The organism is Dactylosporangium sp. CA-139114 (assembly GCF_050955725.1).
Taxonomy (GTDB): Bacteria; Actinomycetota; Actinomycetes; order Mycobacteriales; family Micromonosporaceae; genus Dactylosporangium.
In genome coordinates, this window is the sequence record NZ_CP192080.1 from 1,049,233 (window position 1) to 1,072,236 (window position 23,004).

General features: G+C 73.2%; 18 protein-coding genes. 11 read left to right on the forward strand and 7 right to left on the reverse strand.

Features of this window, described 5'->3' with window-relative positions; genetic code table 11:
- Window positions 1–6: 6 nt before the first annotated feature.
- The 3 genes from ACQP2P_RS04785 to ACQP2P_RS04795 are packed head-to-tail and all read right to left on the reverse strand — an operon-like array spanning window position 7 to window position 2,788.
- A complete protein-coding gene (locus tag ACQP2P_RS04785; protein ID WP_433618979.1) occupies window positions 7–1,059 on the reverse strand; it encodes a S8 family serine peptidase in 1,053 nt (350 codons plus the stop codon).
- Window positions 1,060–1,094: 35 nt separating this feature from the next.
- Window positions 1,095–2,351, reverse strand: coding sequence for a flagellar export protein FliJ (locus tag ACQP2P_RS04790; RefSeq protein ID WP_433613646.1), 1,257 nt, complete (start codon window positions 2,349–2,351; stop codon window positions 1,095–1,097).
- On the reverse strand, window positions 2,348–2,788 hold the full coding sequence (locus tag ACQP2P_RS04795) for a hypothetical protein (protein ID WP_433613648.1): 441 nt from the start codon (window positions 2,786–2,788) through the stop codon (window positions 2,348–2,350). Before ACQP2P_RS04795 ends, ACQP2P_RS04790 begins: the two co-directional genes overlap by 4 nt.
- Before the next feature lie 71 nt (window positions 2,789–2,859).
- On the opposite strand from ACQP2P_RS04795, the gene ACQP2P_RS04800 reads away from it, so the two are divergent.
- The gene (locus tag ACQP2P_RS04800; protein ID WP_433613650.1) at window positions 2,860–3,729 is read left to right on the forward strand and encodes a hypothetical protein; all 870 of its coding nucleotides are present in this window, start codon (window positions 2,860–2,862) and stop codon (window positions 3,727–3,729) included.
- 29 nt (window positions 3,730–3,758) lie between these two features.
- On the opposite strand, the gene ACQP2P_RS04805 is transcribed toward ACQP2P_RS04800, so the two are convergent.
- Window positions 3,759–5,864: a prolyl oligopeptidase family serine peptidase gene (locus ACQP2P_RS04805; RefSeq protein WP_433613652.1), complete on the reverse strand. Its 2,106-nt coding sequence runs from the start codon at window positions 5,862–5,864 to the stop codon at window positions 3,759–3,761.
- A gap of 192 nt (window positions 5,865–6,056) precedes the next feature.
- Here ACQP2P_RS04805 and mshB point away from each other — a divergent pair, with 192 nt between their 5' ends.
- The 3 genes from mshB to ACQP2P_RS04820 all read left to right on the forward strand — a co-directional run bounded on the left by mshB (window position 6,057) and on the right by ACQP2P_RS04820 (window position 8,860).
- Window positions 6,057–6,974 (forward strand): N-acetyl-1-D-myo-inositol-2-amino-2-deoxy-alpha-D-glucopyranoside deacetylase, encoded by a 918-nt coding sequence (mshB, locus tag ACQP2P_RS04810; RefSeq protein ID WP_433618980.1) that lies wholly within the window; start codon window positions 6,057–6,059, stop codon window positions 6,972–6,974.
- A gap of 368 nt (window positions 6,975–7,342) precedes the next feature.
- Window positions 7,343–7,834 (forward strand): hypothetical protein, encoded by a 492-nt coding sequence (locus tag ACQP2P_RS04815; protein WP_433613654.1) that lies wholly within the window; start codon window positions 7,343–7,345, stop codon window positions 7,832–7,834.
- A gap of 561 nt (window positions 7,835–8,395) precedes the next feature.
- Window positions 8,396–8,860 carry a hypothetical protein gene (locus ACQP2P_RS04820; protein WP_433613656.1) on the forward strand — a complete coding sequence of 155 codons (465 nt, stop codon included), beginning with the start codon at window positions 8,396–8,398 and terminating at the stop codon, window positions 8,858–8,860.
- Window positions 8,861–9,153: 293 nt separating this feature from the next.
- On the opposite strand, the gene ACQP2P_RS04825 is transcribed toward ACQP2P_RS04820, so the two are convergent.
- A complete protein-coding gene (locus ACQP2P_RS04825; RefSeq protein WP_433613658.1) occupies window positions 9,154–10,140 on the reverse strand; it encodes a GNAT family N-acetyltransferase in 987 nt (328 codons plus the stop codon).
- 267 nt (window positions 10,141–10,407) lie between these two features.
- Between ACQP2P_RS04825 and fdxA the strand changes: the two genes are divergently transcribed.
- Together fdxA and dapC are read left to right on the forward strand one after the other, a co-directional pair.
- Complete coding sequence (gene fdxA / locus ACQP2P_RS04830; protein ID WP_433613660.1) at window positions 10,408–10,734, forward strand: ferredoxin; 327 nt, start codon at window positions 10,408–10,410, stop codon at window positions 10,732–10,734.
- Window positions 10,731–11,837: a succinyldiaminopimelate transaminase gene (dapC, locus tag ACQP2P_RS04835; protein WP_433618981.1), complete on the forward strand. Its 1,107-nt coding sequence runs from the start codon at window positions 10,731–10,733 to the stop codon at window positions 11,835–11,837. Before fdxA ends, dapC begins: the two co-directional genes overlap by 4 nt.
- Window positions 11,838–12,018: 181 nt before the next feature.
- On the opposite strand, the gene dapD is transcribed toward dapC, so the two are convergent.
- Window positions 12,019–13,059 carry a 2,3,4,5-tetrahydropyridine-2,6-dicarboxylate N-succinyltransferase gene (gene dapD / locus ACQP2P_RS04840; RefSeq protein ID WP_433613662.1) on the reverse strand — a complete coding sequence of 347 codons (1,041 nt, stop codon included), beginning with the start codon at window positions 13,057–13,059 and terminating at the stop codon, window positions 12,019–12,021.
- A 53-nt stretch (window positions 13,060–13,112) separates the two neighbouring features.
- Here dapD and dapE point away from each other — a divergent pair, with 53 nt between their 5' ends.
- Window positions 13,113–14,174 carry a succinyl-diaminopimelate desuccinylase gene (dapE, locus tag ACQP2P_RS04845; protein WP_433613664.1) on the forward strand — a complete coding sequence of 354 codons (1,062 nt, stop codon included), beginning with the start codon at window positions 13,113–13,115 and terminating at the stop codon, window positions 14,172–14,174.
- A 218-nt stretch (window positions 14,175–14,392) separates the two neighbouring features.
- Here dapE and ACQP2P_RS04850 read toward each other — a convergent pair whose 3' ends face one another.
- Entirely contained in the window at window positions 14,393–15,184 is a 792-nt protein-coding gene (locus tag ACQP2P_RS04850; RefSeq protein WP_433613666.1) for a DUF3152 domain-containing protein, read from the reverse strand.
- 38 nt (window positions 15,185–15,222) lie between these two features.
- Between ACQP2P_RS04850 and ACQP2P_RS04855 the strand changes: the two genes are divergently transcribed.
- The 4 genes from ACQP2P_RS04855 (at window position 15,223) to ACQP2P_RS04870 (ending at window position 22,937) form a co-directional block, all read left to right on the forward strand.
- Complete coding sequence (locus tag ACQP2P_RS04855) at window positions 15,223–15,999, forward strand: TIGR00730 family Rossman fold protein (RefSeq protein ID WP_433613668.1); 777 nt, start codon at window positions 15,223–15,225, stop codon at window positions 15,997–15,999.
- Window positions 15,999–16,559: a TIGR00730 family Rossman fold protein gene (locus ACQP2P_RS04860; RefSeq protein ID WP_433613670.1), complete on the forward strand. Its 561-nt coding sequence runs from the start codon at window positions 15,999–16,001 to the stop codon at window positions 16,557–16,559. Before ACQP2P_RS04855 ends, ACQP2P_RS04860 begins: the two co-directional genes overlap by 1 nt.
- A gap of 73 nt (window positions 16,560–16,632) precedes the next feature.
- Window positions 16,633–19,734 carry an ATP-dependent helicase gene (locus tag ACQP2P_RS04865; protein ID WP_433618983.1) on the forward strand — a complete coding sequence of 1,034 codons (3,102 nt, stop codon included), beginning with the start codon at window positions 16,633–16,635 and terminating at the stop codon, window positions 19,732–19,734.
- Window positions 19,671–22,937 carry a UvrD-helicase domain-containing protein gene (locus tag ACQP2P_RS04870; RefSeq protein ID WP_433613672.1) on the forward strand — a complete coding sequence of 1,089 codons (3,267 nt, stop codon included), beginning with the start codon at window positions 19,671–19,673 and terminating at the stop codon, window positions 22,935–22,937. Before ACQP2P_RS04865 ends, ACQP2P_RS04870 begins: the two co-directional genes overlap by 64 nt.
- The last annotated feature ends 67 nt before the right edge of the window (window positions 22,938–23,004 follow it).

Below are 23,004 nucleotides of genomic sequence, written 5' to 3' on the forward strand. Positions count from 1 at the left end.
GCGATGTCATGGGCGGCGCCGGCGGCTGCGGATGATGATCTGGAGTACGGCGATGAGGACCATGACGACGACGGCGGCGCTGATGGCGGCGAGCACGGCTGCGGTCCGGCCGCCACCTGCGCCGGTTGCCGCTGGTGGGGATGGGGAGGCGCTGGTCGGGGCGGGGGTGATGTCGGCGGTGAGGGCTTTGACGAGGTCGATGACGCCGTAGCCGTACACCGGATCCTTGCCCGGCTCGCCCTTGTCCTGTGCCGTCTCGGTCAGCCTGCGCACCACTTCTGGGCCTTTGAGCTGTGGGTACTTCGCGCGGATCAAGGCGACAGCGCCGACGACGAGGGCGTTGGCGTCGCTGGTGCCGGTGCCGATGCGTGTTCTTCCTTCGGCGTCGACCGCGGTGATGTCGACGCCGGGGGCGACCAGGGTGAGTTCGGGGCCGGCGACGGAGATCGCGGCGCGGTCGCCGTTGCGGTCCACGGCGCCGACCGCGACAACGCCCGGCACCTTGGCTGGGAAGTCGACGCTGCCGACGTCGGGCTTGTTGCCGGCCGCGGCGACCACTACGACGTCGGCGGCCAGGGCTTTGGTGATCGCGGTGCGCACGATGTCGGCGTCGCCGCTGCCGATCGACAGGCAGATGACCTTGGCGCCCTTGCTCACGGCGTAGTCGATGGCGGCGGCCACATCGCGCGCGTAACCCATGGCGAAGACGAAGTCGGGCGAGAGCTGAATCGGCAGGATCGTGGCTCTGGGGGCGATGCCGAGCACGCCCTTGCCGGTGCCGCGGCCGTGGCCGGCGATGAGCGTGGCCATTGCGGTACCGTGGCCGGCCGGGTCGCGGGTTCCGTCGCCGGTGTTGCCGCCGAAGTCTTTGCCGGGTACCACCGCTCCGGCCAGTTCCGGGACGGTCGCCGCGACGCCGGTATCGGCGACGGCGACGAGTACACCCTCACCTTGACTGATGCGCTGCGCCTCCGTGACGTGCATGAAGCCCAGGTGCCACTGCTGGTCGCGAACACTGTCGGCCAGCGCCGGCGTGGGTGCGGCCAGCGCCACCAGCATCGCGACCACAACCGGCTGTGTGAGTCGTCGCAGGGTCAACGGTCGATACCGATCACGCCGGGGGGTACGTCGCCAGTAGGTACGGCTGGCGGTGGCTCGAGCACAGGAGCAACGCCCTCCCGTACGTGCCATACTTCGTCGTCTGAGCGCTGGCGTCCAGGTCGACGCTGGCTGTATGCCTCGTAACTCCGATCCCGCCAGCCGCCCCCTGGCAAGCGTTCGCCGCCCTCCGCGCCTCGGCCGGACATGGCCCGCCGGCCATTGTCGCGCCCCGTGGATCGGATGACGCCCGACCCTTCGGCACTGCCAGCGCCCCTGCGCTCACCGAGCGGCGCGCGTCCCGGCAACCCGGCGCCGGGCTGGGCCAGGGGCCGTTCGATGACGCCGTTGGTTGGCATCAACTGGCCCGGTCTGCGGCTGGTCATTGGCGGCATTGGCAGCTGTGGCGTCACCGAGGTCGTAGGCGCGGCGGTCGGAACGGTCGGCGGGGGCGGCATCAGCACCGGCGGGACGACTGGCGGTGGCGTTCTAGTCAGGAACGGCCCGGGGTCAAAGGTAATCGGCTGGGACAATGGGCCAGGGACGGTGTTGATCAGCCCGAGACTGGGCGGAGGCGGATCGAACACTGGAGCAGGCTGGCGGCTGGTGCCGGAAGAGCCGCTGCTACGGCCACCGTGCGGGACCGACGGCCGAGGTGGCGTTGCGCCGTCGTCAAAGCGTTGGATTCGTGGCATATCGACTCGCTGAGCGGTGGCGGCGGTCACCTTCGCGTCGGTGTCTTCCATGATGGCGCGAGCCTGCTTGTCGAGTTCCTCTCGATGCTGGCGCAGCACAGCGTAGGTGGCGAGCTCTGGCATACCCACGTCTGGTGCCCAGCTTTCGGGCAAGGAGCTGACCATCGGACCCGCAGGGGTTTTCGCGAGGTACGCCCGCCAGGCCGCCTTCCGATCGTCGTAGGCATCGTGCAACGGCTTGATCCGCTGCTGCGCCGCTATCAACGCATCGGTCACCTTGGCATAAATCGTTCTGGCCTGGCCGGCCGCTTCCTGCGCATGGGCCATCGCATCGATGGTCCGGTCGATTTCGGCGAGGTAGGCCTGCGCGGCAGGGCTGCCCTCTGGGCTCCAGGCGTCGGCGAGGTCCTGGCGTAGCCGTCGGAGATTGCCGATCTGGGCGCTGAGCATCGAGCGCTTGGCGTCCCAGCCGCGCATGGCCTCGGCGTGCGAGGCCGCGCTCTCGTGGGCCACCATCTGCCAGAGTTCGCGCACCGTGTAGTGCTGGTAGGCGCTCATTCGGCGCCGCCGTGCATGTTGCGCCGCTCCTCGAGCTGCGCGTTGCGGGTCTGGACCTGTTCTGCCTGGTCGGCGGCTCTTTCCGAGGCGGTCAGGCCCTTCGACGCGCCGCCCTCAACCGCCTTCAGGAAGTCGGCGGAGTCGATGTCGGCATCGAGGTACGTGGTGACCAGGTCGTGCGCCGTCCGGGCGAGGGCGCCCGTATTGTGCGAAAGCGCAGACAGGAACGTGATGGCCTGGTTCATCGTGTTCCAGTACTGCAAGGCCGCGTCCTGGACCGTTGGGCTGGCGCTGTGGATGCCGAAGGCGCCGAAGGACTGCAGCTGGTACGTCACGAAGTCCGTCGTTGGGGCGATGTCCTTGTCCACGTAAGACTGGAGGCCGGCGCCGAACGCGCGCACGCCCTCCGGGTCGATCTTGATTTGCTTGTCCGCCACGGTGTTCCTCCCCGTCCCGTGTATCGACGTGCTTAAGGTAGCGGGACTGGTGCTGGAGTAGAAAGGACGATATGTCGATCCGTGCGGTAACCCGGGAACTGCTCGTGCGCTGTGTCGACACCTGGGCGCCCGGGAATCTGCATGCGCAGCATGGTGCGGCGTTTCTCTACGCGTCCGCGCGGGGGATCGATCATGACGCGGCCGAGGCGGCGTTGCGGGCGTTCGGGGAGTTCGGGGATCGGCTCCGTGGGCGGCTTACGCTGCTGTTCGTCGCGCCCGGAATCGAGGCGTTGGTGGGGCGGTTCGCGGCTGTGCAGCGTGAAATCGGTACACCTGCGGAAATGGCGGTTCACGTTGTGCCCGGCGGCAATGTCGGCGCCGTTCTCAAGGCGGCCGGGGCCGCGAGCGGGCCCCTGCTGGCAATGGTCGACGACAGCGTTGGGAAAAGCTTCAAAGCGGCTGTCGTACTCCTCACAGCCCCCGCCGGTACCTGGGAGAAACAACGCTCGGAACTGCACGCGGCGGGGCTGGGGCTCACCGTGGGTGTCGAGTTGGTCGATGGCGACAGCGAAATGCTCGTCGGCTTCGGCACGCGCTCGGACAAGAGCCTGGAGGCGTTCAAGAGCGAGCTGTGGGCGCTGGACGAGTACGCCGGCGTGCGCTATCGCGACCCGCGCGACCCCGAGGAGCACCTGATGGACATTTCGCTGGAGCCAAACCCGGGCGCGCTGCGGCGCGAGCTGCTGGCGCGGCTCGGCGACGGCGGGCTCACCGTCACCGAGCTGAAGCGGTTCGCGCTCACGGACACGGTGTACCGCGCCGCCGACGCCCAGAAGCTCATCGTCGCGCTGCTGCACTCCGGCGCCGTGCGGCGCTCACCCGAGGGCGGGCGCCTCGGCGGCGACGTGGTGATCAGCCTGGCGCCCACCGCGAGCGGCTGATCGGCGGCGGCCGGGCGTGGGTCCGGCGATCAGCCCGGTGCCTGTAGCGAGCGGCGGATGAAGTCGAGCTCGATGCGCAGCAGCTTCTCGGCCAGCCCGCCCGCGGCCATGTGCGTGGCGCCGGTCAGCGGGATCATCGAGTGCGGCCGGCCCGCGGCGAGCAGGGCGGCCGAGAGGCGCAGCGTGTGCGCGGCGACCACGTTGTCGTCGACCAGGCCGTGCACGAGCAGCATCGGCCGAGCGTCCTCGGGGCGCACCGGCGGCTCGGCGGCCAGCTCGACCAGCGAGTTGTGCGCGTAGACGTCGGGGGCGTCGGCGGGCAGCCCGAGGTATCGCTCCGTGTAGGCGGTGTCGTAGAGCGCCCAGTCCGTGACGGGGGCGCCGGCGACCGCGCAGTGGTACACGTCCGGCCGCCGCAGCACCCCGAGCGCCGACAGCCAGCCGCCGAACGACCAGCCGCGGATCGCGACCCGCCCGAGATCGAGGTCGGGGTGCTTGCCGGCGAGCGCCTCGAGCGCGTCGACCTGGTCGGCCAGGATCACGTCGGAGAAGCGGCGGTGGATGGCCTTGTCGAAGCTGGGCGCGACGCCGGGTGTTCCACGGTTGTCGATGGTCACGACGGCGAAGCCCTGGTCGGCCCACCACTGCTTCTCCACCCAGCGGGCCCGGGCGGCGACGACCTCCTGATGGCCCGGGCCGCCGTAGATCGCCACCAGCACCGGGAGCCGGCGCCCGGCCACGTGGCTGCGGGGATAGACCACGCCCGTCGGGACGCGCCGGTCGGTCACCCGTTCAAGAGCGGGTCGCGGCGCGAAGGGTGGTGGCGCGGCGTGGGACGCGATCGCGCCGACCTGCTCGTCGTTGTGGATGATGCGGTACTCCCACCCCGCCCGCTCCAGCGTCTGCGACCCGATCACGATGGTCCGCCCGGCCGCCTGGGCCACGTGCCAGCCCGGCTCCGTGGTCAGGCGCGTCGCGCGCGGGCTGGACTGGGTGACCGGGATGTGGAAGACGTGCTGCTCGCTCGGCTCCCCGTCGCTGGCCTCCACGATCAGGTCGCCCTCAAGGCGTCCGGCCACGCGGCGGACGTACAGATTGGGCGGTGTGATCAGGCTCCCGTCGGCGAACAGGCAGCGGGCGTCGTATCCATCGTGGGCGAGCTCGCCACCGACCAGCACCCGGCCGTCCGCGAGGTGCGCGGGCGTGCCCGGCACCGGCTCCACCCAGCGCGGATCGGCGAGCTCGGCGTGGACCTGCGTCTCGCCGGTGCGCGGGTCGACGGCGATCACGAGGCCGTGCTGCTGCAGCCGGCGCAGCACCGCGAGCAGCGGTCCGCCCTGCTCCGACCAGGTGGCGGCGACGAGATAGGGGTAGGTCTCGCGGTCCCAGTGCACGTCGACCCAGCCGCCATCGAGGTCGAGCACGTGCAGCGTGACCTTGGCGTTGCTCGCGCCCGCGTGCGGATAGGCGATCGTGGTGGGCGGCTGCTCCGGCAGCGACGGGTCGTGCAGGTGCCACCGGGGGACCCGCGACTCGTCCACGCGCGCGGTGAGGATGCTGTGGCCGTCGGGCGACCACCAGTATCCCCGGAAGCGGTGAAATTCCTCGGCTGCGATGAACTCGGCGAGCCCCCAGGTCACGCCCTCCTCGCCGGCCAGGAGCGAGTCCGTGCCGTCGGCGTCGATCACCCGCAGGGCGCCGCCGGTGACGTAGGCGATCCGGCGTCCGGTCGGGTCGAGCCGCGGGTCGACGACCGGCCCGGCGGTGTCGAGCTCGGTCACATCGCCGGTGAGCAGGTCGGCGCGGAACAGCCGGCCGCCGAGCGGGAAGACGGCCAGCACCCCGGCCCCGTCCAGCGCGAACGAGCCGATGCCGCCCGCGGACAGCCGCAGCCGCTCGCGCAGTGCCCGCTCGGCCGGCGGCAGGTCGGGCTGATCCCGCAGCAGCGCCGCCGGGTCGGCCAGGCACCGCTCGGTGCGCGTGGCGACGTCGAAGACCCAGAGCGCGTCGGTCGGGTCCTCGGGGCCCGACGAGCGCAGGAAGATCACGCGAGCCCCGTCCGGGCTCACCGTGACGGCGCGGGGTGCCCCGTAGGAGAAACGTCGGGTTCGTGCGGCCAGCTCCGGATAGTCCACCCCGGAATGTTGACTCGTGCCCGGCGGATTGTCATGTGATTGGCCCGGAACCGGGCATCGGCGTCACTCTTGGTGAGTGGCTGCTCACACGGACCGTGGCGGTTGGGAAAAGTGTCGGGGGCAGGCCGTAGAGTTGCCCCCGTGAGGGCTCGGAGCATCCTGTTCGTCCATGCACACCCCGACGACGAGTCGATGGGGACCGGCGCGACCATGGCCCGCTACGCGGCCGACGGCGCCCACGTCACCCTCGTCACCTGCACGCTCGGTGAGGAAGGCGAGATCCACGTGCCCGCGCTGGCCGGGCTCGCCGCCGCCGAGGGTGACCAGCTCGGCGGCTATCGCATCGCCGAGCTGGACACCGCCTGTCGCCACCTGGGCGTGACCGACCACCGCTTTCTCGGCGGGGCCGGGCGCTACCGCGACTCCGGGATGATGGACACCCCGGCCAACAAACACCCGCGCGCCTTCTGGGGCGCCGACCTCGACGTGGCCGCGGGTGAGCTGCTCGAGGTGATTCGCGAGACCCGCCCGCAGGTGGCGGTCACCTACGACCCCAACGGGTTCTACGGCCACCCGGACCACATCCAGGCCCACCGGGTGCTGACCCGGGCCGTGGAGCTGGCCGAGGCGGAGGGGATCGCACCCGCCAAGGTGTACTGGACGGCCGTGCCCCGATCCGTCCTGCAGGCCGGCATGGAGCAGTTCCGCGGCTCGTCCGACAACCCGTTCGCCGAGATCGAGCGTCCGGAGGACCTGCCCTTCGGCACCGCGGACGCGGACATCGCGGCGCGGGTGGACGCCCACGAGTTCGCGGAGGAGAAGACGGCCGCCCTCAAGGCGCACGCCACGCAGATCCCGCCGACGTCGTGGCTGTTCTCGATCGCCGGGAACTTCGGCGCCGAGTTCATGGGCGTGGAGTATTACCAGCTGGCGCGCGGGAGCAAGGGCCCCGGCGTCGGGCCGCACGGGTGGGAGGAAGACCTCTTCGCCGGGCTCGACGTGGCGGTGCCGGCGCCGCGGGCCTCGGTGCTGGAGCCGCCCGTCTCGTCGGCCGCCGTGCTGGGGACCTCGGCGCTGGGGGCGTCCGGACTGGAGCCTGGGGCATCGTGACGACCAAGCGCAAGGGGCCGCCCCGGCCGGGGCGTTCGGCTTCGGGGCCTGCTCTCGCTCGCGAGTCCGCGGTTGAGCCCACCGACGCTTCCGGGGCCTCTGCTGGCCCGGTCCACGGCGGCCCGGGAGGCTCCGGATCCGTTGACGCGCCCGCGGCTGCTTCCGGCACCGGCGTTGCGGAGTCCGCGGCCGGGTCGGCGTCGGCGTCCGAGCCCACGGCCGGGTCGGCGTCGGCGTCCGGGCCCACGGCCGCGTCGGCGTCGGCGTCCGGCCCCGCGGCCGCGTCGGCGTCCGGGTCCGCGGCTGGGCCCGAGTTCGCGCCGGTTGAGCCGTCGTCTGCGGGTTCCGCACCCGACGGCGGCTTCGCGGTGCCGTCCGACGTCGTGTGGCCGGGCGCCGCGGAGCCCTCGCGGTCGTGGCTCAACCTGTCGCCGGAGGCCCGGCGGTCCTTCGACATCGCCATCACGGTCGCCGGGCTGATCGTGGCCACGTTGCTCGGGGCGGCCCTGGCGATCATCGAGGCGCTCTACTCGCCGCTGCGCATCGGCGGGTGGCGCGTGCCCGTCTCGCTGCTCATGGCGCTGGTGACCAACCCGCTGCTGGGCTGGTTCGCCTACACCACGACGCGGCGGCGGATGGCGACGCTGCTGCCGGCGGCCGCCTGGTGCGTGGTGTGGATCATGGCGGCGGGCCGCACCTCCGAAGGCGACATGATCATCACCGAGGACAACTGGGTGGGGCTGCTGACGCTGTTCGCGGGTCCGCTGGCGTTCGCGATCGGCATGTACGTCTCGACCATGCGCACGCGGCCGCGCGTGCCTGCGCCGGACACCACTCCGCCCACGCCGGCGGGCACCTGAGCGGTCGGCCGTTGACGCTCGCCGGCTCGTTGACGTCCGGCGGATTCGGCGTCTGCGCTGATAACGGCGCCTGGCTACTGGCCTCGGTGCTTTGGTTCGGCGCGGGGTCCTCGGCCGCCCCGGGCCGCGCGGTCGTCGTGGTTGCGGGCGGCCTGGCTACTGGCTTCGGCGCTTGGTTCGGTGCGGGGTCCTCGGCCGGCCTCGGGTCGCGCGGTCGTTGTGGTTGCGGGCGGTCTGGACCGGCGGTTCGAGTGGCCGGCCAGTGCCGGTTCCCGTCGGGGTCCGCGAACGTCGTGTTTGGATTTCGGGTGGCGGGGGAGCGTCGCGTTGTGCGTCGTCGGAAACGCGGCGCGGGTGGTGATTCCGAGCGTCGGTTCGAGGTGCGGAAATATTCGGCCGAATGGGGACTCACCGCTGGCGCGAAAGCGGCTCCCGGGAGAGGTTCAGCGAACTCTGAGGCGGCGGGTCTTGCGCGCACGCAGTGTAGACGGGTAAACACGTTCCCGCGCCGGGATCGCGAGGGTTCGGCGTATCGGGGAACTGAAGTGACGGAGGCTGGCTATGAAGGAGCGGTGGTTGCCCGTCGGGCTCGTCGCGGGGGGTCTCTTCGTGGTCAATCTCATCGCTCGGCTCGTGGTGCGGTTCGCGGCCGGGGACGATGACGCCAAGCAGATCACCATCGGGCTCTGGGCGCTGTTCGCGGTCGGTGCGGTGATGATTCCCGTCGCGTTCTGGTACGGCCGCCGGGTGCCCATGATTCGCGTCGTCGGCGAGCTCGGGCTGGCCGTTGTGGTCGCGTGCCTGCTGGCCGTGCTCATCGGGCCGTTCGTGTCCGGGGTGGGGCCGTTCAGCAACGGCGTCGGGCTCGTGTTCCGCCAGTTCTTCTACTTCGTCGGGCTGTCCGCGATCGGCGCGGTGATCGGGCTGCTGGTGCTCATGACGGCCGGGCTGGACTACAGGTCGCAGTCCTGGAAGCGGTACATCGAGCAAGCCGGCACCAAGCCCCGCAAGGCCGTTCGCCGCTAGTTCCGCCTCCGCCGGCTCGGCCGCCGGCTGTGCGGCGTTCGAACGTGCAGTCGACGCGGGGTTGCCGCGCGAACGCTCCGGCGGCTGGGAGCCGATGCGCGAACGTGCAACTCGGCGCCGGGTTCGGCGCTGGGTTTGTGGCGCGAACGCCCGGGCGGCTGGGAGCCGATGCGCGAACGTGCAACTCGGCGCCGGGTTCGGCGCTGGGTTTGTGGCGCGAACGCCCGGGCGGCTGGGAGCCGATGCGCGAATGTGCAGTCCTGTGTGTGCGGGGCCGGAGGTCCGGCTGCTGGTCAGTCGGTCAGCAGGCGGCGCGACGAGTAGACGTGATGCACCGTGAAGCCGAGGCGGGAGTACAGCGCCACGGCTGCCGTGTTGCGCTGCTCCACCTGCAGGTAGGCGTCGCGGGCGCCCAGGGTCACGGCCCACTCGGCCAGGGCCGCGATCAGGCGCTGGGCCAGGCCGCGCCGGCGCAGGCGTTCGTCGACGCCGATCACGGACAGGCCGAGCCAGCGCGACTCGTCGTCGGCCACGCAGCCGCGGGCGGTGGCCAGGAGGGTGCCCTGCTCGTCGTACCACTGCGCAAATCGCACGTTCGGCACCGCCGTGAGCAAGTGCCGGGCCGAGTCGGGCAAAGGGCCCTTGCGGCCGGCGATCGCGGCCAGCCACTCCGCCGACGGTTCGGTGGCCAGCTCGACCCGTCCGCCGGTCGTGGGAGAGGCCTCGCCCGGGCTCTGGGACGCGGTGGACGGGGTCGTGGCTGAGGGTGAAATGGCGGGGGATGTGCCGGCCGTGGCCTCGCCGGTGGACGAGGCCGGACTCGGTTGCCCTGGCGGCTCGGCGGCCGAAGTCGGGGTGGTGGGGACGGTGCCGGCCGCGTGCTCGGACGGCGCCGAGGCCGGTGAGAGGGCCTTGAGCAGGTGCGGCAGGGAGACCGTCATCACCTGGGTCATCGGCATCGCCGTCCAGCCGCGGCGCTCCAGCTCGTCGTCCAGGCGCTGGAAGAGCGGGACCGGGATCGAGAAGGCGGGGGTGAGGGAGCGCTGGCGGTACCATTGCTGGACGAAATCGATCGCGTCCGGCGTCGGCAGGTCGGGGGAGCCGATCGCGAGGGCGGAGTTGGCGCGCTGGGTCCAGCCGTCGGTCGCGCGCAGGAGCCAGTCGCCCAGGTTGGCCTGTTCGCGGGCCGGCCAGCCCCGTGCCGCGGCGGCCTCCAGCGACTCGGTCGGCGTGAAACGGCGGCGCGGCGGGACCGGCTTGGCCCGTGCGATCTCATGCAATGGAACGCGGACCGCGCCGGTGCGGGCACGGACTGTGAGATGCGTCTCGGTCGCTTCGAGCAGCTGGCCCAGAATGTCCGAAAACACGGGGCGTGCGTCGCGCATCCCGACGATTCGGCGCACGACGACGCGCTGTCCCACATGTTGTGGCCCGAGCACGATCGACCTCCCGTGAACCTGGATACTAGGCTCGTACCGCCGCGGTAGGGATGCGGCGGGGCTTGCCAGCCCCAGGTTGGCAGCCTCAGGTGCGAAAGAGGGCGACCCGTGACATACATCATCGCCGAACCTTGCGTGGACCTGCTCGACAAGGCCTGCATCGAGGAGTGCCCTGTCGACTGTATCTACGAGGGCAACCGCATGCTCTACATCCACCCGGATGAGTGCGTGGACTGTGGCGCCTGCGAGCCGGTGTGCCCGGTCGAGGCGATCTTCTACGAGGACGACGTCCCGGAGAAGTGGAAGGACTTCGTCGGCGCCAACTACTCGTTCTTCGACGATCTCGGCTCGCCCGGCGGCGCGTCGAAGGTCGGCAAGATCGAGAAGGATGCGCCGTTCGTCGCTTCCCTCCCGCCCCAGGAGCGCGAACACTGACCGGCACGGCCTTCGGGGCCCGGCGCGCGCTTGCGGCCGGGCTGCCCGACTTTCCGTGGGATCGCCTCGAGCCGGCCAAGGCCACCGCGGCCCGCCACGCCGACGGCCTCGTGGACCTCTCGATCGGCACGCCGGTCGACCCGGTGCCCGAGCTGATCCGGGCGGCGCTGGCCGAGGCGTCGAACGCTCCCGGCTACCCGCTCACCGCCGGCACCCCGCGCCTGCGCGAGGCGATCCGGGAGTGGGTAACGCGATGGTGCGGCACCGGCTCGGGCGAGTTCGGCGTGCTGCCCACGATCGGCTCGAAGGAGCTCGTGGGCTGGCTGCCGACGCTGCTCGGGCTCGGCCCCGGCGACACCGTGGTCATTCCGCAGGTGTGCTACCCGACCTACGAGGTGGGCGTTCTGCTCTCCGGCGCCCGCGTGGTCCGCGCCGACTCGCTGACCGCGCTCGGGCCGGAGCGGGTGAGCATGGTGTGGGTGAACTCGCCGTCCAACCCGACCGGCAAGGTGCTGCCCGAGGCGCACCTGCGCAAGGTCGTCGAGTGGGCGCGCGAGCGCGGGGCGATCGTGGTGAGCGACGAGTGCTACCTGCCGCTGCCGTGGGAGTCGGAGCCGGTGTCGATCCTGTCGGTCTGCGACGGGAACTTCGACGGGGTGCTGGCCGTGCACTCGCTCTCGAAGCGCTCGAACCTGGCCGGTTACCGCGCCGGGTTCGTGGCCGGTGACGCCGCCCTCGTCGACGAGGTGCTGGCCGTGCGCAAGCACGCCGGCATGATCGTGCCCGCCCCGGTGCAGGCCGCCATGGTCGCGGCGCTCGGCGATGAGGTGCACGTGGAGGAGCAGCGCGCGCGGTACCGTCGCCGCCGTTCGGTCCTCCGCGAGGCCTTCGAGCGCGCTGGGTTCACGGTCGAGCATTCGCAGGCCGGACTGTACCTCTGGCTGACCCGCGGCGAGGACTCCTGGGCGACCGTGGATTGGCTGGCCGAGCGCGGGATCCTCGCGGCGCCGGGCGCGTTCTACGGGCCGGCGGGGGAGCGGCACGTGCGGGTCGCGTTCACGGCCACGGACGAGCGCGTGGATTCGGCCGCGTCGCGGCTCTGACCGGCACCGTCGCGCACCGGAGCGCGATATGTCGTGGCGCGTAGCGCCCGACATATCGGGCTCGCGCCGACACCACCGGCGCCGCGTAGGCCTCGGCGACCGGCTGAGATCCGCTCACCGGGTTCCAAGCGAGCAGCGGCCAGGCGGGCCCCGAAATGGTCGAGGCCCGCCCGGCCCGTGCTCAGTTCGCGTGCAGTGCGGCGTTCAGCTCGATGCCGCGCCCCTGGCGCTCGCGGACCTCCAGGCGGCCGCTCACCGAGTTGCGGATGAACAGCAGGTTCGGCAGGCCCGAGAGCTCACGAGCCTTCACCACGCGCCCGTCCGGCAGGGTCAGCTTCGAACCCGCCGTGATGTAGCACCCCGCCTCGACCACGCAGTCGTCGCCGAGCGAGATGCCGACGCCCGCGTTCGCGCCGAGCAGGCAGCGCTCGCCGAGGGAGACGACCTCCTTGCCGCCGCCGGAGAGGGTGCCCATGATCGAGGCGCCGCCGCCCACGTCGGTGCCGTCGCCGACCACCACGCCGGCCGAGATGCGGCCCTCGACCATGGAGTTGCCGAGCGTGCCGGCGTTGAAGTTCACGAAGCCCTCGTGCATGACGGTCGTGCCGGGGGCGAGGTGCGCGCCCAGGCGCACGCGGTCGGCGTCCGCGATGCGCACGCCCGACGGGGTCACGTAGTCGACCATGCGCGGGAACTTGTCGAGGCTGAACACGGTGAGGCGGCGGCCCGCGCGGCGCTCCAGCGCGCGCAGCTCGTCCACCTGCTCGGGCAGGCACGGGCCGGCCGAGGTCCAGGCCACGTTGGCGAGCAGGCCGAACTGCCCGTCGAGGTTCGCCTGGTGCGGGCGGACGATGCGGTGCGAGAGCAGGTGCAGGCGGAGGTACACGTCGGCCGTGCTCGCGGGCGCGTCGCCGAGCGACTGGATCTCCACGCGCACGATCTCGGACCGCAGGCCGAGGGGGCCTTCCGCCTCCACGAACGAGCCGAACTCGGGGCCGGTCGCGGCCACCGAGGCGGCGACCGCGGCGGCCGCGCCGCCGGGGTCCGCGACGGAGGCGGCGGTGGCGGCCACGGCCGTGGCGGGATCGAGTCCGGTGGTGGACGGGAACGCCCCGAGGCCCAGGTTGCCGGCCGGGAACCAGGCGTCCAGCACCTGTCCTGAAGACGTCACGGTGGCCAGGCCAAGGCCCCAGGCGGGGGAGTCGATGTACGCGGTCGTCACGGGAGCGAACGCTACCGCACGCGCGGGATCGCCCGCCCGTCTAAGGTCGAGTCATGCTCACCCGTGACGTGCTTGCCGATCCCGTGGCCCTGACCAGGGCGCTCGTGGACATCGAGTCGGTCTCCGGCAACGAGGCCGAGATCGCCGACCGCGTGGAGGAGGCGCTGAGCGGCACCGCGCTCAAGGTCGAGCGCTTCGGGCACACGATCGTCGCGCGGACCGAGCTGAACCGCGACCAGCGGGTCGTGCTCGCCGGGCACCTCGACACCGTGCCGCTGCACGACAACTTCCCGTCGCGCACCGAGGGCAACCTCATGTGGGGCTGCGGGACCTCCGACATGAAGTCCGGCACCGCGATCGCCCTGCACCTCGCGGTCACCGAGGCCGAGCCGCGCCACGACGTGACCTACGTGTTCTACGAGTGCGAGGAGGTCGACTCGGCGCGCAACGGGCTGAGGATCCTCGCCGACCGCCGCCCCGACCTGCTCACCGACGCCTCCTTCGCGGTGCTGCTCGAGCCGACCCACGGGCTGATCGAGGGCGGCTGCCAGGGGACGCAGCGCGTGATGGTGCGCACGAGCGGCAAGCGCGCGCACTCGGCCCGGTCCTGGCTCGGGGAGAACGCCATCCACAAGGCCGCCCCGGTCCTGGAGCGTCTGCGGCGGTACCGCGACCGCACCGTCACCATCGACGGCTGCGAGTTCCACGAGGGCCTGAACGCGGTGCGCATCTCCGGCGGCGTGGCCGGCAACGTCATCCCCGACGAGTGCGTGGTGGAGGTCAACTTCCGCTTCGCGCCCGACCGCGACGAGGCGGCCGCCGAGGCGCACGTGCGCGAGGTCTTCGACGGCTTCGACCTGGAGTTCGTGGACTCGGCCCCGGGCGCGCTGCCCGGCCTCGACGCCCCCGCGGCGCAGGAGCTGCTCGGCGCGATCGGCCGCCCGCCGCGGGCCAAGCTCGGCTGGACCGACGTGGCCCGCTTCGCGGTGCTGGGCATCCCCGGCCTGAACTTCGGCCCCGGCGACCCGAACCTGGCGCACAAGCAGGACGAGCACGTCGAGATCGACAAGATCGCCGAGGGCGCGGAGGTCATGCGCCGCTGGCTACGGGGCTGAGGCCGGCGGCTCATCGGTGGCCGGCTCGAGCGTGCGCAGCATGCGGCGCACCGCGAGCACCTCGCGAATCCGTCGGTTCATCTGCCGCCTCTGGCGGTCAGCCTCGACTCGTGTCATGCCGGTCACACCCCCACGCCTGCCACCGGTATATCGGGTAGGACGCGACGGTAAGGGGAAACGTTGCTCTCTGCACCCGTTTTCCTACCGAGAATGTCCGATCATCGCGGCGCGGGTGGACCTGTGACGAAGGTCCTACCGTCCGGGTAGGGCCACGCGTTGGCGACACAGCCCTCGAGCCCGAACGACTGGCGGGCCATGACCGGGGCGGGGGCGCCCGCGCGGGGGCAGATCGCGTGCCCGTTGCCCAGGAAGTGCCCGACCTCGTGGTTGACGACCATGTGCCGGTACTCCACGACGCTCGGGTACCACGCGACCCCCAGCAGCCACCGCTTCAGGTTGATGATCACGTCGCGGCCGCCGCGGCAGGAGACCTCGCCCCGGGTGCGCACGCCGCGCCGCGCGCACATGGAGTCGGTGGTCGACGGCGTGGCCAGGTGCACGGTGAGCTCGGAGGCGCTGCCCGCCGCGACGCGCTGGAACGAGTACTTCCCGCCCGCGATCCAGCTCCGCGCGTCGCCGAGCGTGTGCTGCACCGCCGCCGCGAACTCCTCGGGGTCGATCCCGGAGCCCTGCTCGGTCGCGACCACGTAGTGCACCAGGTGCCCGGCGCCGCCGACGCGCTCGCCGCCGGAGGCCGCGAAGTCGAACTTCCCGTTGCCCTGCCCCGGCACCGCGGGCGGGGCCGAGGTCGGCGGCGGGGCGGAGCTCGACGGCGACGCGGAGATCGACGGGGGTGCTGAGCTCGACGGGCTCGAAGACGGGGCCGGCGACGAGGAGGGGGCCACGAAGGCGCCGGACGGTGACGAAGGGCGCACCGAGTACCAGATGAGCAGTGCCCCCGCCAGAAGGCTGCAGACGGCCGCCGACACCGCCCAGCCCCGTGTCCCCATGGCCGTATTGGACCATGCGAGGACGTACGGTGACAGGCATGAGCGAGCCCAAGCGCAGCCGGCCGCGGGAGCGGCATCGCGGCATGGTGACCCTGCGACGCGACGCCATCCCGCCGAGCACCGCCGACCAGCGACTGCTGGACTCCCACCTGCGCCACGAGTGGAAGACCAAGGACGCCTGGCGGGCGCTGCGCATCCTCAGCGAGTTCGTCGAGGGCTTCGACACCCTGGCCGACCTGCCGCCCGCGGTGAGCGTGTTCGGCTCGGCCCGCAGCAAGCCCGGCAGCCCCGAGTGGCGCATGGGCGAGGAGCTCGGCGGGGCCCTCGCGCGCGCCGGCTACGCGGTGATCACCGGCGGCGGCCCCGGCGTCATGGAGGCCGCGAACAAGGGTGTCGCCGAGGCCGGTGGGCTGTCCATCGGCCTGGGCATCGAGCTGCCCTTCGAGCAGGGCCTCAACGAGTGGGTCGACATCGGCATCGACTTCCGGTACTTCTTCGCCCGCAAGACGATGTTCGTGAAGTACGCCCAGGCGTTCGTCGTGCTGCCGGGCGGCTTCGGCACGCTGGACGAGCTCTTCGAGGCCGTGACCCTGGTCCAGACGCGCAAGGTCACGCGCTTCCCGGTGGTCCTCATGGGCACGGCCTACTGGCAGGGCCTCCTCGACTGGATCCAGAACACGATGCTCCCGGACGGCAAGATCGGCCCCGAGGACCTGCAGCTGCTGTTCCTCACCGACGACGTGGACGCCGCGGTGCAGCACATCCGCGAGGCGGCCGAGCACCTGGACGAGACCAAGCTGGGCGGCGGTAGCTGATGGCGCGCATCGGCGTGTTCTGCGCCTCGTCGCAGCGGCTCGAGCAGCGCTGGCTCGACCTCGCCCACAACCTCGGCGTCGAGATCGGCCGGCGCGGCCACGAGCTCGTCTCCGGCGGCGGCTGCGTCGGCATGATGGGCGCGGTCGCGGACGGGGCGCGCGAGGGCGGGGCGCGCACGTACGGCGTCATCCCGCAGACGCTCGTCGACCTCGAGGTCGCCGACACCAAGTCCGACGAGCTGGTGGTCACCGACGGCATGGCCTCCCGCAAGACGCTGCTCATCGAGCGCTCCGACGCCTTCATCACGCTGCCCGGCGGCCTGGGCACGCTCGACGAGCTCTTCGAGGTCTGGACCACCGCGACGCTCGACCTGCACCGCAAGCCGATCCTGCTGCTGGACCACGACGGCTTCTACGGCGGCCTGCTGGAGTGGCTGCGCACCCTCGCCGCGCAGGAGTTCGTGCGCTCGACGGCCCTGTCGATGATCCTCCACGCCGGCGACGTGCAGACCTCGATGGACCTGATCGAGGCGTCTCTGCCGGGCACGTCCCGGGAGTGACGGCGGCCGTGGTTCCATTGGTCGCGTGACCGCGACCGCTTCCCCCGCGGGCCGCAGCCGTGCCTACACGCTCGTGCGCCGGCCCGCGGTCAGGGCCGTCCCGGTCTTCTCGGACCCGTGGCAGCGGCTCGTCGTGGAGCACACGGGCGGCCCGCTGCTCGTCGTCGGCGGCCCCGGCAGCGGCAAGACCACCGCGCTCGTCGAGGCCGTCGCCCAGCGGGTCGCCGAGGGCGCGGACCCCGAGCAGATCCTCGTGCTCACGTTCGGCCGGCGCGGGGCGGTGCGGCTGCGCGACCGGATCGAGGCGCGGCTCGGCCGCTCCAGCGGGCTGCGCACGACGGCCGAGCCGATGGTCCGGACGTTTCACGGGTACGCCTTCGGCCTCCTGCGCCGCGCCGCCGTCGACCGCGGCGAGGCCTCCCCGCGACTGCTGACCGGCCCCGAGCAGGACCTGGTGATCCGGGAGCTGCTGGCCGAGTCGGGGGCGCCGTGGCCGGAGGCGCTGCGCGCCGCGCTCACCACCCGCGCGTTCGCCACCGAGCTGCGCGATCTGCTGCTGCGCGCCGTCGAGCGCGGCGTGACCCCGGACGGGCTGGCGCAGCTGGCCCGCATCCACCGCCGCGCGGACTGGAGCGCCGCGGCCGCGTTCTTCCGCGAATACCTGCAGGTGCTCGCCCTGCGCGACGCGACCGGCCGGGGCTCGGTCGCCTACGACTACGCCGAGCTGGTGCGGGCCGCGGCCGGGCTGCTGGCCGACGACGAGCACCTGCTGCACCAGGAGCGCCGGCGGCTGCGCTACGTCTACGTCGACGAGCTCCCCGACACCGACCCCGCGCAGATCGAGCTGCTGGAGCTCGTCGCGGGCGACGGCCGGCACCTCGTGGCCTTCGCCGACCCCGACTCCTCGACGTTCGCCTTCCGCGGCGCCGACCCGGGGATCGTGCCCGACTTCGAGCAGCACTTCCCCGGTGCGGTACAGGTGACGCTGCCCCATTCGCGCCGGCTCGGGGCCGGGCTGCTCGCCCCGATCGGGCGGGTCGCGGCCCGGCTGCGCGGCCCCTCGCGGCACCGGCGGATGCTCCCGCAGCGGCCCGGCGGCACCGTGGAGACGCGCACGTTCGCGTCCGAGACCTCCGAGGCCGCGTTCATCGCGCACCGGCTGCGGGAGGCGCACCTGCTGCGCGACGTGCCCTGGTCGCGGATGGCGGTCGTGGTCCGCTCCACCGCGCGGCAGCTCGCCCCGCTGCAGCGCGCCCTGCACAGCGCCGGGGTACCGACGACGACCGAGTCCGAGGACCTGCCGCTGCACCTGCAGCCCGCGATCGCCCCGCTGCTGCTGCTCCTGCGGTGCGCGCTGGACGACGCTCGGCTCGACGAGGACGCCGCCGTCGCGCTGCTGCACTCGCCGCTGGGCGGGGCCGACCCGCTGGCCGAGCGGCGGCTGCGGCAGGGGCTGCGCGCGCTCGCGCTGGCCGCGGGGGACCGGCGCCCGTCGGGCCTGCTGCTGCTCGCGGCGCTGCGCGACCCGGCCGAGCTCGCGATGGTCGAGCGGCGCTGGGCCGGCCCCGCGCGCGCCGTGGCCGGGCTGCTGCAGCAGGCCCGCGACGCCGCGGCCCGCCCGGGCGCGACGGCCGAGGAGGTGCTGTGGGCGGTGTGGCAGGCCAGCGGGCTCGCCGAGCGCTGGTCGGCGCTGAGCGCCCGCGGCGGGCACCGGGGCGCGGCCGCCGACCGTGACCTCGACGCGGTCGTGACGCTCTTCGACGCCGCCGCGCGCTTCACGGACCGGCTGCCGGGGGCCGGCACCGATGTCTTCCTGGACCACGTCGAGGGCCAGGACCTGCCGGCCGACAACCTCGCCCCGATGGCCGACCGCGGCGACGCGGTGCGCATCCTGACCGCGCACGCCGCCAAGGGCCTGGAGTGGGACGTCGTCGCGGTCGCCGGGGTGCAGGAGGGCGTCTGGCCCGACCTGCGGCTGCGCGGCAGCGTGCTGGGCTCGGAGCTGCTGGTGGAGGTGCTGGCCGGGCGGAGCATGGAGACCGTCGGGCGCCTCTCGGCGCTGCTGGACGAGGAGCGGCGGCTGTTCTACGTCGCCGTGTCGCGCGCCCGGGAGCGGGTGCTCGTCACCGCGGTCGCGTCCGGCGACGGCGAGGAGCAGCCGAGCCGGTTCCTCACCGAGCTGTCCGTCGACGAGGAGCAGCCCGCGTTCGAGGCGCCCCGCGCGCTCACGCTGCCGACGCTGGTCGCCGAGCTGCGGGTGGCGCTGGCCGACCCCGACGCGCCCGAGCGGCGGCGGGCGAGCGCGGCGGCACTGCTCGCGCGCCTCGCGCAGCAGGAGGTACCGGGGGCGGATCCCGGCAGCTGGTGGGGCCTGCCGGCGCTGTCGGACGAGCGGCCGCTGGTCGACCCGGGCGAGCCGGTGCAGGTGACCCCGTCGACCGTGGAGAGCGTCGAGCGGTGCAGCCTGCGCTGGCTGCTCGAACGCCACGGCGGGGCGCTGACCCCGTCGCCGGAGCAGTCCATCGGCAACCTCGTGCACGCCGCGGCGATGCTGGCCGCCGACGCCACCGCGGATCGGGCGCAGCTGGTGGCGTACGTCGCCGACCGCTTCGACGCGATCGAGCTCTCGGCCCGATGGCTCGCGGGGCGGGAGCGGGACCGCGCCGAGACCATGCTCGACAAGCTCATCGGCTGGCTGGCCGGCAACCCGCGCCGGCTCGTCGCGATCGAGCAGGACTTCCTGGTCGAGCTGGCCGATCCCGAGGCGCCGGTGGAGATCAAGGGGCGGGTCGACCGGCTGGAGCTCGACGAGCAGGGGCGGCTCGTGGTCGTCGACCTCAAGACCGGCAAGTCGATCCCGGCCAACGCCAACCTGGCCGAGCACCCGCAGCTGGCCGCGTACCAGGCGGCGATCGAGCTCGGCGCGTTCGAGGAGTCCACGGTGGCCGGCGGGGCGGCGCTGGTGCAGCTGGGCGGCGAGACGAACACCGCGCGCGAGCAGGTCCAGCCGCCGCTGGGCGAGGCCGACGACCCGAACTGGGCCCAGGCCCTGGTGCGGCGCACGGCCAAGACGATGGCCGCCTCGACCTTCAGCGCCGTGGTGAACAACAAGTGCCGCGTGTGCCCGGTCAAGACCTCGTGCCCCGTCTCGGGCAAGGGACGTCACGTCACATGACGCCGCTGGAGTTGGCAAGGCTCTTGAAGCTGCCGGCGCCGACGCCGCAGCAGGCCGGCGTCATCGCCGCCCCGGTCGGGCCGATGCTGGTGGTGGCCGGCGCCGGGTCGGGCAAGACCGAGACGATGGCGGCGCGGGTCGTCTGGCTCGTCGCCAACGGCCACGCCCGCCCGGAGCAGATCCTCGGCCTCACCTTCACCCGCAAGGCGGCCGGCGAGCTGTCGCACCGCATCCGCCAGCGGCTCGGGCAGCTGGTGCGCCGGCTCGGCCGCGACGACCTCATCGCGGGCGAGCCGACCGTGGCCACCTACCACGCGTACGCGGCCCGGGTCGTGCGCGAGCACGGCGTGCGCGCCGGGTTCGAGCCGTCGACCCGGCTGCTGACCGAGGCCGCGTGCTGGCAGCTCGCCGACGCGGTGGTGCGCGCCTACGACGGGGACATGACCGCCGTCTCGGCCGCCCCGTCGACCGTGGTCGACGCGGTGCTGCACCTCGCCGGCGACCTGGCCGAGCACCTGCGCGAGCCCGCGGACGTGGCCGCGTGGACGGGCCGGTTCTTCGCCGAGATGAGCTCGAAGAGCGGCAAGATGGCCAAGCCGGTGCGCGATGTGCTCTCCCGGCAGCAGGCGCGCCTGCAACTGTTGCCGTTGATCAGGCAGTACGGCGAGAAGAAGGCCCTGCTCGAGGCGATGGACTTCGGCGACCAGCTCTCGCGCGCGGCCACGGTCGCGACCGCGCACCCCGAGGTGGGCCAGGTCGAGCGGGACCGCTTCCGGATCGTGCTGCTCGACGAGTACCAGGACACCTCGCACGCCCAGGTCGTGCTGCTGCGCGCGCTCTTCGGCGGGGGCCACCCCGTCACCGCGGTCGGCGACCCCTGCCAGTCGATCTACGGCTGGCGCGGCGCCTCGGCCGGCACCCTGGAGCGTTTCCCGGCCGAGTTCGTGCGGCCCGACGGCAAGCCGGCGCCGCTGCGGCAGCTGACCACCAGCTGGCGCAACCGGCCCGAGATCCTCGACGTGGCCAACACGCTGTCGGCGCCGCTGCGGGCGTACGGCGCCCAGGTCGCCGAGCTCGCCCCGGCCGACGTGCTCGCCGAGCCCGCCTCGACCGCGACCGTGCACTGCGCCCTGCTCGACACCTACACCGAGGAGGCGGCCTGGCTCGCCGACCGGGTGCTCGCCTCGTGGCGGCTCGCGGCGAAGGTCGATCCGGACACGTTCCCCTACGACATCCCGGTCGAGGACCGCCCGTCGACCGCGGTGCTCGTGCGGACCCGGGCCCAGATCCCGGCGCTGGAGAACGCGCTGCGCTCGCGGGGCCTGCCGGTCGAGGTCGTCGGGCTCGGCGGGCTGCTGGACACGCCCGAGGTACGCGACGTCGTGAGCATCATGCGGGTGCTCGCCGACCCCGCCGAGGGCGCGGCCCTCCTGCGCATCCTGACCGGCCCGCGCTGGCGGATCGGCCCGCGCGACCTGGTCGCCCTCTACCGCCGCGCCCGGGCGCTCGCCGCCGCCCGCCGCCACGGGGACAGTGCCGCCGAGCCGGAGCTCGCGGACCGGCTGGATGAGGCCGTACTGGTCGAAGCCCTCGACGACCTCGGCGAGCCCGAGCTCTACTCCGAGGAGGGCCACCGCCGCTTCGCCCGGCTCGGCGGCGAGCTGCGCGCCCTGCGCCGCCGGCTCGACCAGCCGCTGCCCGATCTCGTCGCCGACCTCGAGCGCGTCACGGGCCTCGACGTCGAGGTCGCCGCCCGGCCCGGCGACGCCGGTCTGGCCCGCGGCCACCTCGACGCGTTCGCGAACATCGCGGCGCGCTTCGCGTCAGAGTCGGAGGGCGCCACGCTGAGCGCGTTCCTGGCGTTCCTGGCCGCGGCCGAGAACGAGGAGCGCGGCCTGGCCCCGGGCGAGGTCGAGGTCGTCGCCGGGGCCGTGCAGATCCTCACCGCGCACGCGGCCAAGGGCCTGGAGTGGGACGTCGTGGCCGTCGCCGGGCTGTGCACGGACGTCTTCCCGGGGCCGAGCAACGCGGGCGACCACTGGCTGCGCGGCCTCGGCGTGCTGCCCTTCCCCCTGCGCGGCGACCACGCCGGGCTGCCCGCGCTCGAGCTGTCCGAGGCCGACGACATCAAGGGCGTGGTCCGGGCGCTGGAGCAGTTCACGCGGGACTGGCGCGACCACGACATCCGCGAGGAGCGGCGGCTGGCGTACGTCGCCGTCACCCGCCCCCGCCGCTTGCTGCTGGCCAGCGGGTACTGGTGGGGCGAGGGCATCAAGCGGCCCCGCGGCGCCTCGGTGTTCCTGGACGAGATCCGCGAGCGCTGCCTGGCCGGGGCCGGTGTCGTCGACGCCTGGGCGCCCAGGCCGGAGGCGGACGCGCAGAACCCGACCGCCGCCGACGTTCCCAGCGCGAGCTGGCCCGCCGACCCGCTCGGCCACCGCCGCCCGCTGCTGGAGGCGGCCGCGGCGCTCGTGCACACCGCCGACCCGGCCGCGCCGCCGGCGGTGGACGACCCGCTGGTGGCGCGCTGGGCGAGCGAGGCCGAGCTGCTGCTGGCCGAGCGCGCCCGGCTCGCGCCCCGGGCCGGCGGCATCATCGAGGTCTCGTTGCCCGGGCACCTCTCGGTGTCGCAGCTGGTCTCCCTGCGCCGCGACCCGCAGCGCCTGGCCCGCTCGCTGCGCCGCCCGCTGCCCGCCCGCCCCGACCCGTACGCGCGCCGGGGCACCGCCTTCCACCACTGGCTCGAGCAGCGCTTCCGGGCGGAGCGCCTGCTCGACCTCGACGAGCTGCCCGGCGCGGCCGACGAGGACGCCGCGCCCGACTCCGCCCTGGCCGACCTGCAGGCGCGGTTCCTGGCCAGCGAGTGGGCCGACCGGGTGCCGCTGGACGTCGAGGTGCCGTTCGCGTCGGTGCTCGCCGGCGTGGTCGTGCGCGGGCGGATGGACGCCGTGTACCGGTACGACGACGGCCGCTTCGACGTCGTGGACTGGAAGACCGGCGCCCGCCCGGGCGGGGCCGACGCGGCCGCCGCGGCGGTGCAGCTCGCCGCCTACCGCCTCGCCTGGGCCGAGCTGCGGGGCGTGCCGCTGGCGCAGGTCGGGGCCGCCTTCTTCTACGTGCGCAGCGGCGAGACCGTCCGCCCCGCCGACCTGCTCGACGAGGCCGGGCTGCTCGAGCTGATCACCGCGCTGCCGGCCGTGTAGGTCACGGCCGAGTCTCAATGCTTTGGCAAGGTTCTGACACGCGGCTGTCGGTGGAACCGGCTCCTCC

What these genes read in the sequence shown, in the direction of transcription:
- ACQP2P_RS04785 (WP_433618979.1), bottom strand. Translation starts at nt 1,059, where the DNA reads ATGCTGGTGGCGCTGGCCGCACCCACGCCGGCGCTGGCCGACAGTGTT.
- ACQP2P_RS04790 (WP_433613646.1), bottom strand. Translation starts at nt 2,351, where the DNA reads ATGAGCGCCTACCAGCACTACACGGTGCGCGAACTCTGGCAGATGGTG.
- ACQP2P_RS04800 (WP_433613650.1), top strand. Translation starts at nt 2,860, where the DNA reads ATGTCGATCCGTGCGGTAACCCGGGAACTGCTCGTGCGCTGTGTCGAC.
- mshB (WP_433618980.1), top strand. Translation starts at nt 6,057, where the DNA reads ATGGGGACCGGCGCGACCATGGCCCGCTACGCGGCCGACGGCGCCCAC.
- ACQP2P_RS04820 (WP_433613656.1), top strand. Translation starts at nt 8,396, where the DNA reads ATGAAGGAGCGGTGGTTGCCCGTCGGGCTCGTCGCGGGGGGTCTCTTC.
- dapE (WP_433613664.1), top strand. Translation starts at nt 13,113, where the DNA reads ATGCTCACCCGTGACGTGCTTGCCGATCCCGTGGCCCTGACCAGGGCG.
- ACQP2P_RS04850 (WP_433613666.1), bottom strand. Translation starts at nt 15,184, where the DNA reads ATGGGGACACGGGGCTGGGCGGTGTCGGCGGCCGTCTGCAGCCTTCTG.
- ACQP2P_RS04855 (WP_433613668.1), top strand. Translation starts at nt 15,223, where the DNA reads ATGAGCGAGCCCAAGCGCAGCCGGCCGCGGGAGCGGCATCGCGGCATG.
- ACQP2P_RS04860 (WP_433613670.1), top strand. Translation starts at nt 15,999, where the DNA reads ATGGCGCGCATCGGCGTGTTCTGCGCCTCGTCGCAGCGGCTCGAGCAG.